Consider the following 15,442-nt stretch of genomic DNA (forward strand, 5'->3'; position numbering starts at 1 on the left):
CTTCCATGGTAAGGAAGGGGTCGCCGGTTCAAGTCCGGCTGGAAGCTCTCGTTTTTAATATTAGGCCCGTTGGTCAAGCGGTTAAGACACCGCCCTTTCACGGCGGTAACACGGGTTCGAATCCCGTACGGGTCACCATTTAACTTAATTATGAAAGTACGTATTAACTTTAAAATAGATTTTACGTCTTGTACGTTGGAGGATTAGCTCAGCTGGGAGAGCACCTGCCTTACAAGCAGGGGGTCGCAGGTTCGAGCCCTGCATCCTCCACCATTTGCCGGCCTAGCTCAATTGGTAGAGCAACTGACTTGTAATCAGTAGGTTGGGGGTTCAAGTCCTCTGGCCGGCACCATTTACATGGAGGGATAGCGAAGTTGGCCAAACGCGGCGGACTGTAAATCCGCTCCCATCGGGTTCGTAGGTTCGAGTCCTACTCCCTCCACCATTTTTTTAAAATAGTTTAACTTTTAAACAGTGTACTTTGTTTCACTGTTATTTTATTGGGCTATAGCCAAGCGGTAAGGCAACGGTTTTTGGTTCCGTCATGCGTTGGTTCGAATCCAGCTAGCCCAGCCATTGTGAGCCATTAGCTCAGTAGGTAGAGCATCTGACTTTTAATCAGAGGGTCGAAGGTTCGAATCCTTCATGGCTCATTTTTTCTATAAAGGTTTTGCAAAGTGGTCTAATTCCGCTCGAATCCAACTTACATATGTGACCAAAAGGAATGAACGTTATAAATAACGTTTATTCCTTTTTTACTATATAGATTTAATGGGCTTGCATATAATGGAAACAAGCAGAAAGAAGCTGAGTATCTAAATTGAATTTATTAATAAGAATAATTTACAAATAATAATCCTCAATTATTTTCTTTTTTTCAATCATTATTGAATTATATGTTTAAATATTGTAAAATATTTATAAATAATTGAAAAAGGGGTTTGGATAACTTGAAAAAATTATTTGTAGCATTTATTCTATGTATTGTGTTTTTAGTTGGTAATGTAATGCAAATTTTTGCGGGCGAAATAGTAAAGATTGAACCATTAATTTCTTTGGAGGAAGCAGAAAAATTAGAAGAGGTAGAGATTAATAGTGGACCACCCTCGGTGGGTCAGCTAGCAATCAGTGAATCTAGGCAACAACTATAAAAAAATGAAATATATTTGCCAAGCGTATTACAAGAAGAAATTACTCCTCAAGTAATTATTGGTGCAGATAATAGAATTAGAGTTTTTGACACAACAACATATCCATACTCTTCAGTAGTACAGTTAATTATGCACTGGGAAAACAACTTTATTAGAACCGTTTGTTCTGGGAAGCTAATTGATGCTAATTCAGTTGCAACCTCTGCGCATTGCTTTATACCAAGCCCGACAGAAAGTGTGACAAGAGGTAATCTCCAATGGGTAGAAATTATCCCAGCAAGAAATGGCAGTTCTGCTCCGTTTGGGATTGCTTATGCAATAACTATTTATGCCCTGCAAGAATACATAGATAATAGCTCTAGTGCTTATGACTTTGCGGTGGTAAATGTTAATTTGGATTTTTCTGATGCAGGATCTATGCTAGTGTCTGATTTAACGGGTGCTGAACTGCTAGTCAATAACTTTACGATAAGTGGTTATCCGGTTGATAAAGCTTTGGATTTAGGAAACTACTATCAGTGGTATCATTCTGGTCCTATCACAGAGATCCTTGATTGGACATTTAGATATCAGATAGATACTTATGGTGGACAATCGGGTTCAGCTGTGTACTATAACAATTTTGGAGTGTTTACAATAGGTGGAATTCATAGTGCTGGTAGTCAAGAAGGACAATATAATGTTGCCCACCGAATAACTCAAGCCAGTAGGAACTATATCCGCCTAGCAGCCTCTATGAATAACTAAAATGGGTGGTGAAAATGAAAAAATATAAATTATTTCTACTATTGTTTGCTTGTTTAGTTATCGCTTCTTGTAAGAGCCATACAAATAAAGAATTTGGTGAAGTACTTCCAATTGAACTCGTTGAACGAAAAGCAGATGCGTTAGTTTATTTTGGGAGAGATAACTGCTCTAGTTGTAAGCTTCTTGGTACACGAATACAAGAAGTCCTAGCGTTACAAGAACAAGAAGTGTACTATGTAGAACTAAATGCTTTAGCACAATCAGAGAAAAACCATCTTTTACAATATGATATTGAATATACGCCTTATTTTGTTGAGTTAAGGAATGGCAAAATAATAAATGAATTTGATAATTATGCTGAAGCAGATGAGGAACAAACACTAGACAATATTAAAAAATTTTTGTTAGTACATTCAAATAATCGAGAACTCAGTGACGGATATATAGAAATTGATTTTTCATTAAGTATTGAGGAAATAGAAAATTCAGCTGTAAATACCTATATTGAAGAACCAGAATTAGAAAGAAACGCTTCTATAGGTTTTCATGATTACTATGGTGAAGACTGTTATGAAGACTTAGTACATGTATCTAGACTAGATCCGGCATATTTGAGTACCCACAAAGACGAATTAGATATCTCTGATGATGGTTGGGTTACTGTAGAAGCGTGTTTTGAATAAGAATACTAGACAATTTATAAAAGGGCGAATGCTATAATGGGTATAGCATTCGCCCTCTTTTTGTACAACTAATTACGGATGAAGTAAGCAAGACAAGTCTATTAAGTTGTTAAGAAAGCTAAAGCAACCTGTGAATAATTAGAGTTTATTTAATTGGGGATATTACACCATGATAATATGTGTAAAATTAAAAAATCAGGTTGTTACAACCTCTTGTTTGCAAAAATATTTAGTGCTACAATAACTTAGGTTGCTGGATTTGGTTTAATAACAAGTTGTTAGGGCCTCTAATTATTAATGGAATTTGTCAAAGGTTTAATTCTTAGGCCATTAGTTTTTCAATAAGGCCTCAGCTCTGCTGTGCAACTATAACAATTGTAACACCAAAAAAACCTTAACGTTGTGGTTTCAAAAAAAGTTACCTTACTAAAATACACATATACTCTTTTTTCGTATACAAAAGTTAGCTAGATCTATAGAGGATTACCAGAGCTTGGAGGGAATAATAAATGAATCAAGTTCAATTGAAAATAATGATGATGTTAGTAGGGAACCTTCTACTCGGATTAGCAGTTGGGATATTTATTATTGCTGAGCTAGGAACGGATCCATTTGCTACTTTAAATTTAGGAATCAGCTCAACCCTGGGTCTATCACTAGGGTTTTATCAGTTGATCTTTAATGCCCTCCTTTTTATTGTCATCATAATATATGGTCGTGATTTAATTGGGTTGGGAACGATAGTGAATATGGTCGCGATTGGCTTTATTGCTGATTGGATGGTAGCTGGTTACAACAATCTTCAGTATGAACAGCTGCCTATTATCATTAGACTAATTATGCTTTTTAGCGGTGTATTAATTGCTAGCTTTGGTCTGTCACTTTATATTACCGCTCAATTGGGGGTGGCACCGTATGATGCATTGCCACTTATTATAATGAAATTGTTTAATGAGAAAATAGCCTTTGCTAAAGCGAGGTTAATTGTCGATGTATTAGCAGTTATCATTGGTTTTTTATTTGGAGCAGTACTTGGAGTTGGTACACTGGTCATTGCAATCTCACTAGGGCCAGTTGTTAACTATTTTAACAACCGCTTTTCAAAACCGTTACTATATAAAAATACTCATTCATCATTGTAGTTAAATAAAATAGTGATTAGCCTAAGTAGTGTATCGTTGAATCGTTACACTACTTACTTTTTTAGCCATAATCTCATAATAATTAGTCAGCAAGGGTTTATATCCTTACTGTACATAAGGCAATTATGATAATAGGTTTCTATTATTATCTTTAAGATTGATATGCTATAATATAAAAAGTGACTAATATTGAAGTGAGTTGGATATTTTATGGATAGAAGGATGTGTCATCATGCTCGGTGAGGGAATTGTATTAATTAGTGTGCTTCGAATTGTTGTGGATATTGCCCTTGTCTGGTATGTTTTTTATAAATTGATTATGCTTTTGCGTGGAACAAAAGCCATCCAATTACTGAAGGGTATTTTCGTTGTACTAATTTTTTATTTTATTAGTTATTTTTTAAATTTGCAAACTGTTCAGGTCATGATTGAACAGGTCATTGTTTGGGGACCGTTAGCGATTATTATTTTATTCCAGCCGGAACTACGTCGGGCCTTAGAGCAAATTGGGAGAGGTAGCTTTTTTAGTCGTAATCGACGTTCGGAGGAAGAGATATTCAACCATACTGTCGATGCGATTGTGAAATCGTGTAATTATATGGCTAAGCGAAGAATTGGAGCATTAATAACCATTGAGCGTGAGACAAATATGGGCGATTTTGTTGAAACGGGTATACCAATTGGTGGTCAATTAACGAATCAATTGTTAACAAATATCTTTGTGCCGAATACGCCATTACATGATGGGGCTGTAATAATTAAGCAAAATGAGATTGTTGCTGCTGCTTGTTATTTGCCGCTATCTGAAAGTCCGTTTATCTCTAAAGAGCTTGGGACACGACATCGAGCTGCTATGGGAATTAGTGAGGTAAGTGATGCATTAACCATTATTGTATCTGAAGAGACTGGTGGTATCTCATGTACAAGAAATGGGGAGTTGCACCGAGATATTAATGAGGATAAGCTAATTGAAATATTACGAGCTAATTTAGAACCTAATTTCGTTAAAACGCCGTTACTTAAGGGTTTTGGTTGGAAGGGGAATAAAAAATGAATGATTGGTTAAACAAGCCCTGGGTTATCAGAATAACCTCGCTGTTTCTTGCTGTTCTGACCTTCTTTGTTATCTCCTTTGACAATCAAGATACCAGAACAGCGGATATAGGTGGAATCGATTCTATTTTTAATAGTTCACAGGAAACAGAGGTAATTGACGATGTGCCAGTGAGTATTCAAATAGATGATGAGCGTTACGTTGTGAGTGGCGTCCCGCAAACGGTAAGTTTAACGTTGCAAGGGACAGTAAGCGTTGTCCAATCAACTGCTATGCAGCGTAATTTTGACGTTTTCGTTGATTTAGAGGATTTAGAGCCGGGTACACATGTCGTTCCGATTGAGTACGAAGGCATATCTAGTCGATTAAATGTAGCAATTGATCCCCCTGAAGTCGAGATATCAATTGAAGAACGAGGAATGGCTGAATTTGAAGTTACCGTGGACTATACAAATCTGGATCAGCTCCAAGCAGGTTTTGAGCTAGGTGGAGCAACTGTGACGCCAGGAACTGTTACAATCACAAGTTCGCAGTCAATTATTGATCGTATCTCAATTGTAAAAGCTTTTGTTGATGTCGAAGGAATTGGGGAATCATTATCAATTAGTGATGTGCCTGTTCGTGTTTACGATAATGAAGGAAACCAATTAAATGCTCGGGTTGAACCTGATACAGTGTCAATTGATGTAGAAGTGAACAGTCCGAACAAGACTGTTCCAATTGAACTACAAACTACTGGTGAGCTATCAGAGGAATTACAGCTTGTTTCAATAGAGCTAGACCAAGAAGAAGTACAGGTTTTTGCTGCTGAGACGGATCTTACCACTATCAATGAAATCATAACCGAGCAGATTGACTTAACTGAGCTAACTGAAAGTACAACGGTAGAAGTAGATTTAGTTGCACCAGATGCAGCTAGACTACTATCGACTAACTCGGTAGCAGTTTCAATAGAGCTAGAGGAGTTAACTGAGCAAACGATTGAGGATGTTGAGATAGAGGTAGAGAACTTAAGTAATGCATTTACCTCTTCTTTTCTCAATCCAGAAACCGGAATGATTAATTTGACAGTGATTGGTTTTCCTTCTATTTTAACCGAGTTAAGCCAATCCGATTTTCAATTAATGATAGATTTGAGTGGGCTCAACGATGGAGAACATCAAGTTCCAATAGAGCTGAGTGCACCAAATAATTTAGAGGTAACTTTAGCGACAGAGGAAGCGACTATACAGTTAGAGTAGTTGTCGGGTTGAAAGAACATGAGTAGTAGACTAGGGAATAAAGGAGAGGTACATGATGGGTAAATATTTCGGAACAGATGGAGTAAGAGGGATTGCTAATCAGCAGTTAACGCCGGAATTAGCGTTTAAACTGGGCCGATTTGGTGGATATGTACTGACAAACAAGACAGAAAAGCCAAGAATTTTAATAGGTAAAGATACAAGAATTTCTGGAGACATGTTAGAGAGTGCGCTTATTGCTGGACTATTATCAATTGGTGCAGAAGTTATGCGCTTGGGTGTCATTACCACTCCAGGAGTTGCATACTTAACCAAGGCGATGAGTGCAGAGGCAGGAGTGATGATCTCGGCATCACATAATCCAGTAGAGGATAATGGCATTAAGTTTTTTGGTTCGGATGGCTTTAAGCTATCAGATGAGCAAGAGCTAGAAATTGAAGATTTAATTGAATCGAATAATAAAAAGTCAGATGCAATTGGTTCAGATTCTTTACCACGACCAATTGGTGGTAATCTTGGTCAAATTAATGATTACTATGAAGGTGGTCAAAAATATATTCAGTATCTGAAGCAATCGGTTGATAATGAGTTTGACGGGATACATATTGCCCTTGATGGTGCGAATGGCTCAACATCCTCTTTAGCCACTCACTTATTTGCTGATTTGGAAGCAGATATTTCAACAATAGGTGTATCACCGGATGGTTTAAACATAAATGCTGGAGTAGGTTCAACGCATCCCGAAAAGCTGCAAGCATTTGTATTAGAGAAGGAAGCTGATATTGGTTTAGCCTTTGATGGGGATGGCGATCGATTAATTGCTGTTGATGAGAAGGGTCAAATTGTTGATGGTGACCAAATTATGTATATTTGTGCCAAGCATTTAAATGAACGTGGTCTGCTGCGCCATTCAACAGTCGTATCAACCGTTATGAGTAACCTTGGTTTTTACAAGGCAATTGAAGAACAAGGCATTAAAAGTGATAAGACGGCAGTAGGTGATCGCTACGTTGTTGAAGAGATGAGAAAAGGTGGCTTTAATCTAGGTGGCGAGCAATCGGGCCATATTGTTTTCTTAGATTATATTACCACTGGTGATGGTATGCTATCTGCGTTACAGTTAATTAATGTGATGAAGCATACCGGTAAGAAATTATCCGAGTTAGCTGGTGAAATGGAAATTTTCCCGCAAGTTTTGAAAAACATTAAGGTAATTGATAAGCACGAAGCGCTAGTTAACCCGCGGATCCAAGAGACGATTCAAGAAGTTGAGACAGAAATGGGTGATGAAGGTCGCGTTTTAGTTCGACCATCAGGAACGGAATCGCTTGTCCGGGTAATGGTAGAGGCACCTACAATTGAGCGCTGTAATGAAGCGGTTGATCGTGTTGTGCAGACCATTGAAGAGGTATTGGGGTTAAAGTAACATAACAAAGCAGAGCCGTACGGTCGTTATTCACGACTAGTATGGCTCTGTTTTGTTGTAAATTCTATATTATTTGTTGCAACGGTTTATTTACCTACTAGTAAACATTTACAAATTATGCTGTAGATAATGAACATTCTCTTCTTTTATTGCCTTCTTGCAACACGACATTTCTATTTGATTGCTTTACCAGTATAGACTATTCAATTCATCATATCACTAACAATTAATGAAGTAACTGGCGTGAAAAAACAATAGGAAAATATCAAAATAAAACGAGCGGAAGAGGTTGACAAAGAAAATGTGAAGTAATATATTATAAAGGAAAGCGCTTTCGATAGGAGTATGAGATGGTTACAATTTATGATATTGCGAAGAGATCCGGTTATTCGATAACCACAGTTTCAAAAGTATTAAATAATTATAAAAATGTTAGTGAAAAAGCAATAAAAGCAGTACAAGAAGCAATTGACGAGTTAGGCTATACCCCGAATTCATCAGCTCGTACCTTGGCTACGAACAAATCATGGATGATTGGAGTGGTGTTTGCAGAGCATTTAGGTGTAGGAATTGCCCATCCTTTTTTTAGTGAAGTCATTGAAGGGTTTAAGAAGCATGTTGAGCTTTACAATTATGATCTGCTATTTGTCTCTAGACATATGGGGTTGCAAGAAGAAACCTATAAGCACTTAAAGCATCGTGGGGTAGACGGCGTCGTCGTTGTTCAGTCATTTGGCGAGGATTTAATCGGAGGTGAGAACTCACCCATTCCTGCTGTCTATATTGATATGCCATTAAAGCAACCAGGCTCTGTTTACAGTGATAATCGACATGGAAGTTCCTTGGCAGTCAATTATTTGACTGAGCTTGGTCATGAAAGAATTGCCCATATCATGGGCGATCAAACGAACTTTGCTGGCGAAGAACGAGCAATCGGCTTTTTAAAGGCAATGGAGAAGAAGGGGTTAGTTGTTCCTGAGCATTATTTAGTAAATGGTGGCTTTTTTTCATACGAAGGTGGAAGGGAAGCGATGATTCGTTTATTAGCTTTATCAGAACGGCCTACAGCTGTTGTAGTAGCAGGTGACATAATGGCATTAGGAGCTATTAAAGTAATTAAAGAAGCAGGCTTACGTGTTCCTGAGGATATCTCAATTGTTGGCTTTGATGATATTGCACTTGCTAAGCATGTTGATCCGCCATTAACAACGATCAGACAGGATAAAGATTTAATTGGGCGACAAGCTGCTATTATTTTATTAAATAAAATTAATGGCGACCAAGATTCTTCTTCCAGGGTTGTACCTGTGCAATTAATCAAGCGGGGTTCATGTCAATTAATAAGAGGATAGTATGCTCTTATTAACTTAAAGTAAAGCGCTTTACAAGCTGTTTCAATAGAATAAAGTTAAATTTTTACCATTAAATAAAATGTAAGGGTTGTCATTGCGCTAAATATGTTAGGGAAGTAATGTTTTTTATTTTTGTTATTAGTAAAGCGCTTTACTTTTGGGCGAATGTCCAAGAGAAAAAAATGAAAAGTTCTTTTACCTATTTAAGGAGGGGAAGATGTTGAAGAGAGTATTTCAATTTGCTGTTGTTGTGCTAGGGGTTTTTATGTTAACTGCTTGTTCCGAGGATGAGCCCGATTTAATTGTTACTTCTTTCACTGATGAGCTACAAGCTCCAATTGACTACTTTGAAGAACTTCATGATGTGAAGGTTGACCTACAGATTATTCCGACTGAAAATTATGTGAACACGCTCCGACCAGCGCTTGAAAGTGGAAGCGGGGCACCAGACGTTTTTACCGGTGAGATTGTCTATTTAAAGGATTGGATTGAACAGGATTATTGGGAAAATCTTTCACAAGCTCCCTATAACGTAGATGAATGGCGTTCCGACTATATGGAATATGTATGGGACTTAGGTATTAATAGCTCAGGAGAGGTAAGAGCCGTTTCTTGGCAAACAACACCAGGTGGAATTTACTATCGACGAAGCATTGCTAATGAAGTCTTGGGGACCGATGATCCTCAGGCGATTGGTGAACTATTCTCCACGATGGAGGGGCTAATGGAAGTAGGTGAACAAATGAAAGCTTCCAATTATCGTCTGTTCCCAGATGAAGGATCAATCTCTCCTTATACAAATGGTGCTAATCCACAGCCGTGGGTTAACGACAATGATGAGCTGGTTATAACAGACGAACGCTTAGCCTATTTCGATTATGCCAAGGAATTACGTGATATGCAATATACCGCATTAGCACCTGCATGGTCGCCAGCGTGGTATGCATCTTTTACGGGACCAATTAGTTATAATGTTGGTTGGGATGAATTAGATGAGGACGAAGATCCGTCTGACCAAACGGAAGTATTTGCTGTTTCACTACCGACCTGGGGTCTCCACTCTGTTTTAAAAGAGGAAGCCCAAGAAACAGCAGGCGATTGGGCAGTTACAAATGGTCCAACACCATATTTCCAAGGCGGAACATGGATTGGGATGTATAAGGATTCAGAAAACAAGGACTTAGCCTTTGAGTTTATTAAGATGTTGGTTAATGATCAAGAATTTTTAACGGATTGGGTTATGGAAACAGGTGATGTCCTATCCTATTACCCTGTTATGGAGGGAGTAGCGGCGGGTTATTCTGATGAGTTTCTTGGTGGGCAGAATCACTACGACTTTTTTATTGAGCGCGCTGAGGAAATTGATGCAAGCACAGTGACGCGTTATGACCAACAAATAGATGAGTTGTTTGGTAATCAAGTAAGTGCTTATGTAGAGGGTAATTTAACGCGAGAAGAGGCGATTGACGAGTTCTATAGTCAGGTCGTTAATGCCTATCCACAGATAACTGTTCCCGATTAAACAATAAAGAAAAGGTGTGTTTAGTAGCACGCCTTTTCTTGCTTTATTACCCAGATAAGCAGATTTCCGAATAAATGCTTGATAGAAAGGAACGATGAGTGTGAAGAAAAATAATCGACAAGCCTACCTGTTTATTGCGCCATTTGTAATTGTTTTTTTAACCTTTAATATATATCCAATTTTTTTAACACTTTATTATAGTTTGACTAATTACTCCGGCATGGGCGGGATTGATCAGGCTGATTTTGTTGGCTTTAACAACTATGTTCGCTTGTTTAGTGATCGGTACTTTTATCAGGCCTTTTTTAATACGATTCGCATTTGGGGTCTAAACTTTGTTGTCCAAATGTTGATTGCCCTTGGATTAGCCTTGTTGTTCTCTGATATTCGTTTAAAGCTCAAAGGAATTGGATTATTCAGAGCGTTATTTTACTTACCTAACATTATCACAATTGCGTCAGTTGCCTTATTGTTTAGTATTTTGCTTGATTGGAATCATGGTGGGCTAAACCAGATGATGCTAAGTTTAGGATTAATTGATCGCCCGATTAACTGGTTGAACTCCCCAGTCTATGCGCAATCAGCAGTTGCTTTAATTGGTGCGTGGATGTGGTTTGGTAACTCGTTTATTGTTTTGTTAGCAGGGATCTCAGGTATTTCAAAAGATTTCTATGAAGCGGCCTTAATTGATGGCGCTACCTGGTTGCAGTCCTTTAAGTACATTACAATTCCCCAACTTAAACCAATTTTATTGTATGTCCTCATTACATCAATTATTGGTGGGTTGCAAATTTTTGATTTACCTATGTTGCTAACTGATGGGAATGGTTCTCCTCAAGGTGCTCTTAATACAATGGTGCTTTACTTATACAATCAAGCATTTAAGTACAATAACTTTGGCTATGCCGCAACTATTGCTTATGGCTTATTCTTTATTACGGTAGCATTCTCGGCTATTACATTTAGAACGATGTATCGGAAACAGGTTTAATAAAGGAGGTCACTGAAATGAATAAAATGAAAATAGCGCGGGTAATTATTTATATCTTTTTAATTGTGCTAGTCATTGTCTGTTTTATTCCGTTTTATATGATGATTGTTAATGCAACACGGCCTAATTCAGAAATTCTACGTGGCTTCACCTTAATTCCCGGTGATGCCTTGCTAGACAACTATGACACCTTAACAAGCTATATGGATGTCTGGACGGGCTTTCGCAATAGTTTGCTTGTTGCTGTGTCTGTTACAGTACTTAATGCTTATTTTTCAGCCTTAACAGCTTTCGCGTTAGTTGTTTATGAATTCAAGTGGAAAAACGCCATTTTTGTCACATTTATTGTAATGATGATGGTGCCAGGTCAGCTTGGCTTATTAGGGCTTTATGATTTAAGTGAAACCCTCGGCATTTTAGACACGTATTGGCCGTTAATTATTCCAGCAATTGCAGCACCATTTACGGTCTTTTTCTTTAGACAATTTCTAATAACGACGATGCCAATTTCAATTTTGGAGGCGGGGCGTATTGACGGAGCATCCGAGATCGGAATGTTCCATCGCATTGTCCTTCCAATTCTAATGCCTGCGATTGCAACAATGGGGATTTTCACTTTTATTGGCTCATGGAATAACTACTTGGTTCCGTTAGTTATTATTCGGACACCACGCTTATTTACATTACCGGTCATGATGGGGGCATTAAGTGGCTCTCCGGTAGCTATGAATCTTGGTGCCATGTATTTAGGCATTGCCATTTCAGTGGTGCCCATTATGGTTGCGTTCTTGTTCTTATCTAAATATATCATTAGCAGCATTACTGCCGGATCGGTAAAGGGTTAGGATGACTGTAATGAAAAAGAAGGGTGAGCCTATGTATACTTTACTTGACGATCAGCGCTTTCAAATCAAAAATTATCAAACAAGCAGCCCCTTCGCTAGCTTTCTTCCTGGTATTGCAGGCGAGGACGGGATACCAATGTGGGTATTTTATGTTAATAGAGGGCAAGCGATTGCTAGCTTTGGTGTAGAGGATAAAAATAATATGATGACAGAGTTCTATCCTGCTGATAAAGCCCACCAGATGACACCATTAGAAGGATTTCGCACCTTTATTAAAGGGGATCGAAATGGTCAGCTCTTTAGCTACGAGCCCTTTCGTGAATCTGATCCAGCAATAGAGGACCAAATGATTATTGATCAAAATACGTTAACGCTAACACATGTTAACAAGATTAAGCAGCTACGAATTGAGGTGCTCTACTATACATTGCCAGGGCAGGAGCTTCCGGGTCTGGTTCGAGAGATTCTAATAAAGAATATTGGCGATGATCAAGTTAAGCTAGAATTGTTGGATGGAGCTGCCACGCTATTTCCGGCAAATGTTGCAATAGGTGGCTACAAGGAAATTGGAAACACATTAAAGAGCTGGTTCGATGTTGAACAGCTTGATGAGCAGATTAATTATTATTTCATGCGTGGTAGCACCGCAGATCAAGCAGAGGTGAGCCAATCCGAGCAGGGGAACTTTTTTGCTTCGATGCTTTACACTAAGCAGGGTAATAATAGGATTGCACCAGTGTTTGATCGTCAATGTGTGTTTGGTAAGGATTTAACCTTAAACGAAGCACAGTTTTTTCAAGAAAATTCAATTGATATCATCCAAGCCTTTTCGCAGGTATCAACAAATAAGGTTGCTTGTGCGTTTACACCTGTAAGCTATTGTCTTAATCGTGATGAGGAAATTAAGCTTGTTTCGATCATTGGTCAGGCTGATAGCCGGGTTAAAGCATGTCAGTTGCTTGATGAAGTTTTTGCCGGGCAGAAGATTAATCAATTACGACAGGCGGCTCAGCAATTGGCTAAAACGTTAACCGATCGGGTTGCTACAAAAACAGCTTTGGCTAAATTCGATGCTTATGTCAAACAAAACTATTTGGACAATGGCTTGCGTGGCGGTTTTCCAAAGGTATTCACTAATGATCAGGTAAGCAAGGTTTTTTACATGTATTCCCGTAAACATGGGGATTTGGAGCGTGATTACAATTTCTTTTCGATTAGTCCAACCTTTTATTCGCAAGGGAATGGGAATTACCGAGATATGAACCAAAATCGTCGCTTAGATGTTCGCTTTGAGCCAAGAATCGAAGACACTAACATTAAGCAATTTGTTAATCTTATTCAGTTAGATGGCTATAACCCATTGGCATTAAAATCAGTACGTTATACCTTGCCTAGTAATCAAATTACTCTTATTAAACAAGTTATTCCTGCTGAATTGAGCGCTGAATTTACTCAGCTGGTTACAACGGGTTATACACCTGGAGAGGTCAAGGCATTTATTAATGCGCATAAATTAGTAGATATTAACATTGAGCAATTATTAACGGCGCTTCTACTAGTAAGTGATGAAGCACTTGAAGCGGTTCATGGTGAAGGCTTTTGGATTGATCACTGGACCTATAATCTTGATTTACTAGATAGCTATTTAGCGATCTATCCTGATCGGGTTACAAAGCTATTTTTTACTGAGGGCTATCGATTCTTTAATAGCCCTGCATATGTTAATCCAAAGTCAGTTAAATACACTAAGCGTGGTGAGAGGCTTAGGCAGTATCATGCGGTTGAGGAAGCAGAAACCGAACAACATCATCAATGGGTATGTGTCAAAGGTGCCCCTGATCAGCTTGTGACAACTAATCTTTTCTCCAAGCTTGTTTTACTAGCTGCTAACAAAACGGCTACCCTTGCGCCGTATGGTCTAGGTATTGAAATGGAGGCAGGAAAGCCAGGCTGGAATGACGCATTAAACGGCTTGCCAGGCATGTTTGGTGCCGGTGTATCAGAGCTTTATGAGCTTAAGCGGCTGCTTGATCTGTTGCTAACGATAAATAGTGAGCAACAAGCTGAGCTATCGTTACCAATTGAAGCGGGGTGTTTTGTTCAAGAACTCGCTACTAAACTAGCGTATTTAGCAGATGAGGGATTGAGTTTAAATCTGTGGAATACGACCACATCAATACGTGAGCATTACCGGGCGCAACTTAAATTGGGTGTGAATGGTGAGTTGTTTACGTGTAGTATTCAAGAAGCCCACGCTTTCTTAACATATTTTAAAGAAGCAGTCGATCGCGCTGTTGGTGCAGTCGAAGATTTTTCACAAGGACTAGTGCCGACATATTTTTATTTTGACGTAGCAGTAAATGAACGTGGGCAAGTTGTAGAGGTTGACCCCCATGAAGTTACACCCTTCTTAGAAGGTGTCGTTAAAAAAATGAAGTTAACTACATCTGTGGCTGAAGCACGTGCCCTCCACCAACAGGTTACAGACTCGGCGCTTTATGATCATAAACTAGGTATGTACAAAACAAGTGGCTCCATTCACAATGAGCCAATCGAATTAGGACGCGCGAAGTTTTTTACACCAGGCTGGTTGGAGAATGAATCCATCTTCTTGCATATGTCCTACAAATATATATTAGAGTTATTAAAAGCCGGTCTGTATGACGAATTTTATCAAGCACTTCAAACAGGCTTAGTACCCTTCATGGACCCATCTGTTTATGGTAGAAGTACATTGGAGAACGTTTCGTTTGTTGTGAGTAGCGCAAATCCTGATCCCACCATCCATGGAAAGGGCTATGTTGCTCGCCTTAGTGGTTCTACAGTGGAATTCTTGCAGATTTGGCTTGAGATGTTTGCAGGTCCCGAACTGTTTAGCTACCGAAACCAGCTAACGTTTCAGCTTGACCCTAAATTACCTGACTGGTTGTTTGATGATAAGGGCTTAACATCGTTTACGCTATTCAGCCATATTAAGGTTGTGTATGAGAATAGGAAACGCAAGCAGTGTTATGGTCCGGAAGGTGTAAAGCCAGTTCGCTATCGTTGCACATTGTATGATGGTGAGGAGCGGGTAATAGAAGCTGACAAGATTACTGGCGATTTAGCTTTTGCAATTCGTTCTGGGCAGATACAAGCTATTTATGTAACTTTAGACTAATGATAAAAAGAATGGAACATCCAATTTTTGGCTATACCATTCTTTTTTTTCCTATACCTGTAGGAAATATCTTGAATGTTAATTTAAGCGCTTACATTATAAACTTCAGATAAGTGGATAGTTATCAC

12 protein-coding genes and 6 tRNA genes are annotated in these 15,442 nt (G+C 38.7%); all 18 read left to right on the forward strand.

The features are described from left to right. Positions 1 to 63: 63 nt before the first annotated feature. A tRNA-Glu gene (locus tag BM000_RS15615) sits at positions 64 to 138 on the forward strand. A 59-nt stretch (positions 139 to 197) separates the two neighbouring features. Then, positions 198 to 273: transfer RNA gene (locus BM000_RS15620), tRNA-Val, on the forward strand. Between the two features lie 3 nt (positions 274 to 276). After that, positions 277 to 352 (forward strand) — tRNA-Thr (locus tag BM000_RS15625). Between the two features lie 7 nt (positions 353 to 359). Further along, positions 360 to 445, forward strand: a tRNA-Tyr gene (locus BM000_RS15630). Positions 446 to 501: 56 nt separating this feature from the next. Then, positions 502 to 576: transfer RNA gene (locus BM000_RS15635), tRNA-Gln, on the forward strand. Between the two features lie 4 nt (positions 577 to 580). Then, positions 581 to 653: transfer RNA gene (locus BM000_RS15640), tRNA-Lys, on the forward strand. A 297-nt stretch (positions 654 to 950) separates the two neighbouring features. Beyond that, positions 951 to 1,151 (forward strand): hypothetical protein, encoded by a 201-nt coding sequence (locus tag BM000_RS15645; RefSeq protein ID WP_091500160.1) that lies wholly within the window; start codon positions 951 to 953, stop codon positions 1,149 to 1,151. A 15-nt stretch (positions 1,152 to 1,166) separates the two neighbouring features. Then, positions 1,167 to 1,898 (forward strand): trypsin-like serine peptidase, encoded by a 732-nt coding sequence (locus BM000_RS15650; protein ID WP_091500162.1) that lies wholly within the window; start codon positions 1,167 to 1,169, stop codon positions 1,896 to 1,898. A gap of 14 nt (positions 1,899 to 1,912) precedes the next feature. Next, a complete protein-coding gene (locus BM000_RS15655; RefSeq protein WP_091500164.1) occupies positions 1,913 to 2,581 on the forward strand; it encodes a thioredoxin family protein in 669 nt (222 codons plus the stop codon). A 509-nt stretch (positions 2,582 to 3,090) separates the two neighbouring features. Beyond that, entirely contained in the window at positions 3,091 to 3,723 is a 633-nt protein-coding gene (locus BM000_RS15660) for a YczE/YyaS/YitT family protein (RefSeq protein ID WP_091500165.1), read from the forward strand. 232 nt (positions 3,724 to 3,955) lie between these two features. Further along, positions 3,956 to 4,777 (forward strand): diadenylate cyclase CdaA, encoded by an 822-nt coding sequence (gene cdaA / locus BM000_RS15665; RefSeq protein WP_091500166.1) that lies wholly within the window; start codon positions 3,956 to 3,958, stop codon positions 4,775 to 4,777. Then, a complete protein-coding gene (locus BM000_RS15670) occupies positions 4,774 to 6,018 on the forward strand; it encodes a CdaR family protein (RefSeq protein WP_091500168.1) in 1,245 nt (414 codons plus the stop codon). Before cdaA ends, BM000_RS15670 begins: the two co-directional genes overlap by 4 nt. Positions 6,019 to 6,073: 55 nt before the next feature. Continuing rightward, positions 6,074 to 7,444, forward strand: a complete 1,371-nt coding sequence (glmM, locus tag BM000_RS15675) for a phosphoglucosamine mutase (RefSeq protein WP_091500169.1) — start codon at positions 6,074 to 6,076, stop codon at positions 7,442 to 7,444. 350 nt (positions 7,445 to 7,794) lie between these two features. Further along, complete coding sequence (locus BM000_RS15680) at positions 7,795 to 8,796, forward strand: LacI family DNA-binding transcriptional regulator (RefSeq protein WP_091500171.1); 1,002 nt, start codon at positions 7,795 to 7,797, stop codon at positions 8,794 to 8,796. A gap of 217 nt (positions 8,797 to 9,013) precedes the next feature. Next, complete coding sequence (locus BM000_RS15685; protein ID WP_177178329.1) at positions 9,014 to 10,318, forward strand: ABC transporter substrate-binding protein; 1,305 nt, start codon at positions 9,014 to 9,016, stop codon at positions 10,316 to 10,318. Positions 10,319 to 10,418: 100 nt separating this feature from the next. Further along, on the forward strand, positions 10,419 to 11,309 hold the full coding sequence (locus tag BM000_RS15690) for a carbohydrate ABC transporter permease (protein WP_091500173.1): 891 nt from the start codon (positions 10,419 to 10,421) through the stop codon (positions 11,307 to 11,309). Between the two features lie 17 nt (positions 11,310 to 11,326). Then, positions 11,327 to 12,154 carry a carbohydrate ABC transporter permease gene (locus BM000_RS15695; RefSeq protein WP_091500174.1) on the forward strand — a complete coding sequence of 276 codons (828 nt, stop codon included), beginning with the start codon at positions 11,327 to 11,329 and terminating at the stop codon, positions 12,152 to 12,154. A gap of 10 nt (positions 12,155 to 12,164) precedes the next feature. Beyond that, positions 12,165 to 15,314, forward strand: a complete 3,150-nt coding sequence (locus BM000_RS15700; protein ID WP_091500176.1) for a hypothetical protein — start codon at positions 12,165 to 12,167, stop codon at positions 15,312 to 15,314. Positions 15,315 to 15,442 lie beyond the last annotated feature (128 nt).

Origin of the sequence: Amphibacillus marinus, from assembly GCF_900110345.1 — a bacterium.
GTDB lineage: Bacteria > Bacillota > Bacilli > Bacillales > Amphibacillaceae > Amphibacillus_D > Amphibacillus_D marinus.

What these genes read in the sequence shown, in the direction of transcription:
- BM000_RS15655 (WP_091500164.1), top strand. Translation starts at nt 1,913, where the DNA reads ATGAAAAAATATAAATTATTTCTACTATTGTTTGCTTGTTTAGTTATC.
- BM000_RS15660 (WP_091500165.1), top strand. Translation starts at nt 3,091, where the DNA reads ATGAATCAAGTTCAATTGAAAATAATGATGATGTTAGTAGGGAACCTT.
- cdaA (WP_091500166.1), top strand. Translation starts at nt 3,956, where the DNA reads ATGCTCGGTGAGGGAATTGTATTAATTAGTGTGCTTCGAATTGTTGTG.
- BM000_RS15670 (WP_091500168.1), top strand. Translation starts at nt 4,774, where the DNA reads ATGAATGATTGGTTAAACAAGCCCTGGGTTATCAGAATAACCTCGCTG.
- glmM (WP_091500169.1), top strand. Translation starts at nt 6,074, where the DNA reads ATGGGTAAATATTTCGGAACAGATGGAGTAAGAGGGATTGCTAATCAG.
- BM000_RS15680 (WP_091500171.1), top strand. Translation starts at nt 7,795, where the DNA reads ATGGTTACAATTTATGATATTGCGAAGAGATCCGGTTATTCGATAACC.
- BM000_RS15685 (WP_177178329.1), top strand. Translation starts at nt 9,014, where the DNA reads ATGTTGAAGAGAGTATTTCAATTTGCTGTTGTTGTGCTAGGGGTTTTT.
- BM000_RS15695 (WP_091500174.1), top strand. Translation starts at nt 11,327, where the DNA reads ATGAATAAAATGAAAATAGCGCGGGTAATTATTTATATCTTTTTAATT.
- BM000_RS15700 (WP_091500176.1), top strand. Translation starts at nt 12,165, where the DNA reads ATGAAAAAGAAGGGTGAGCCTATGTATACTTTACTTGACGATCAGCGC.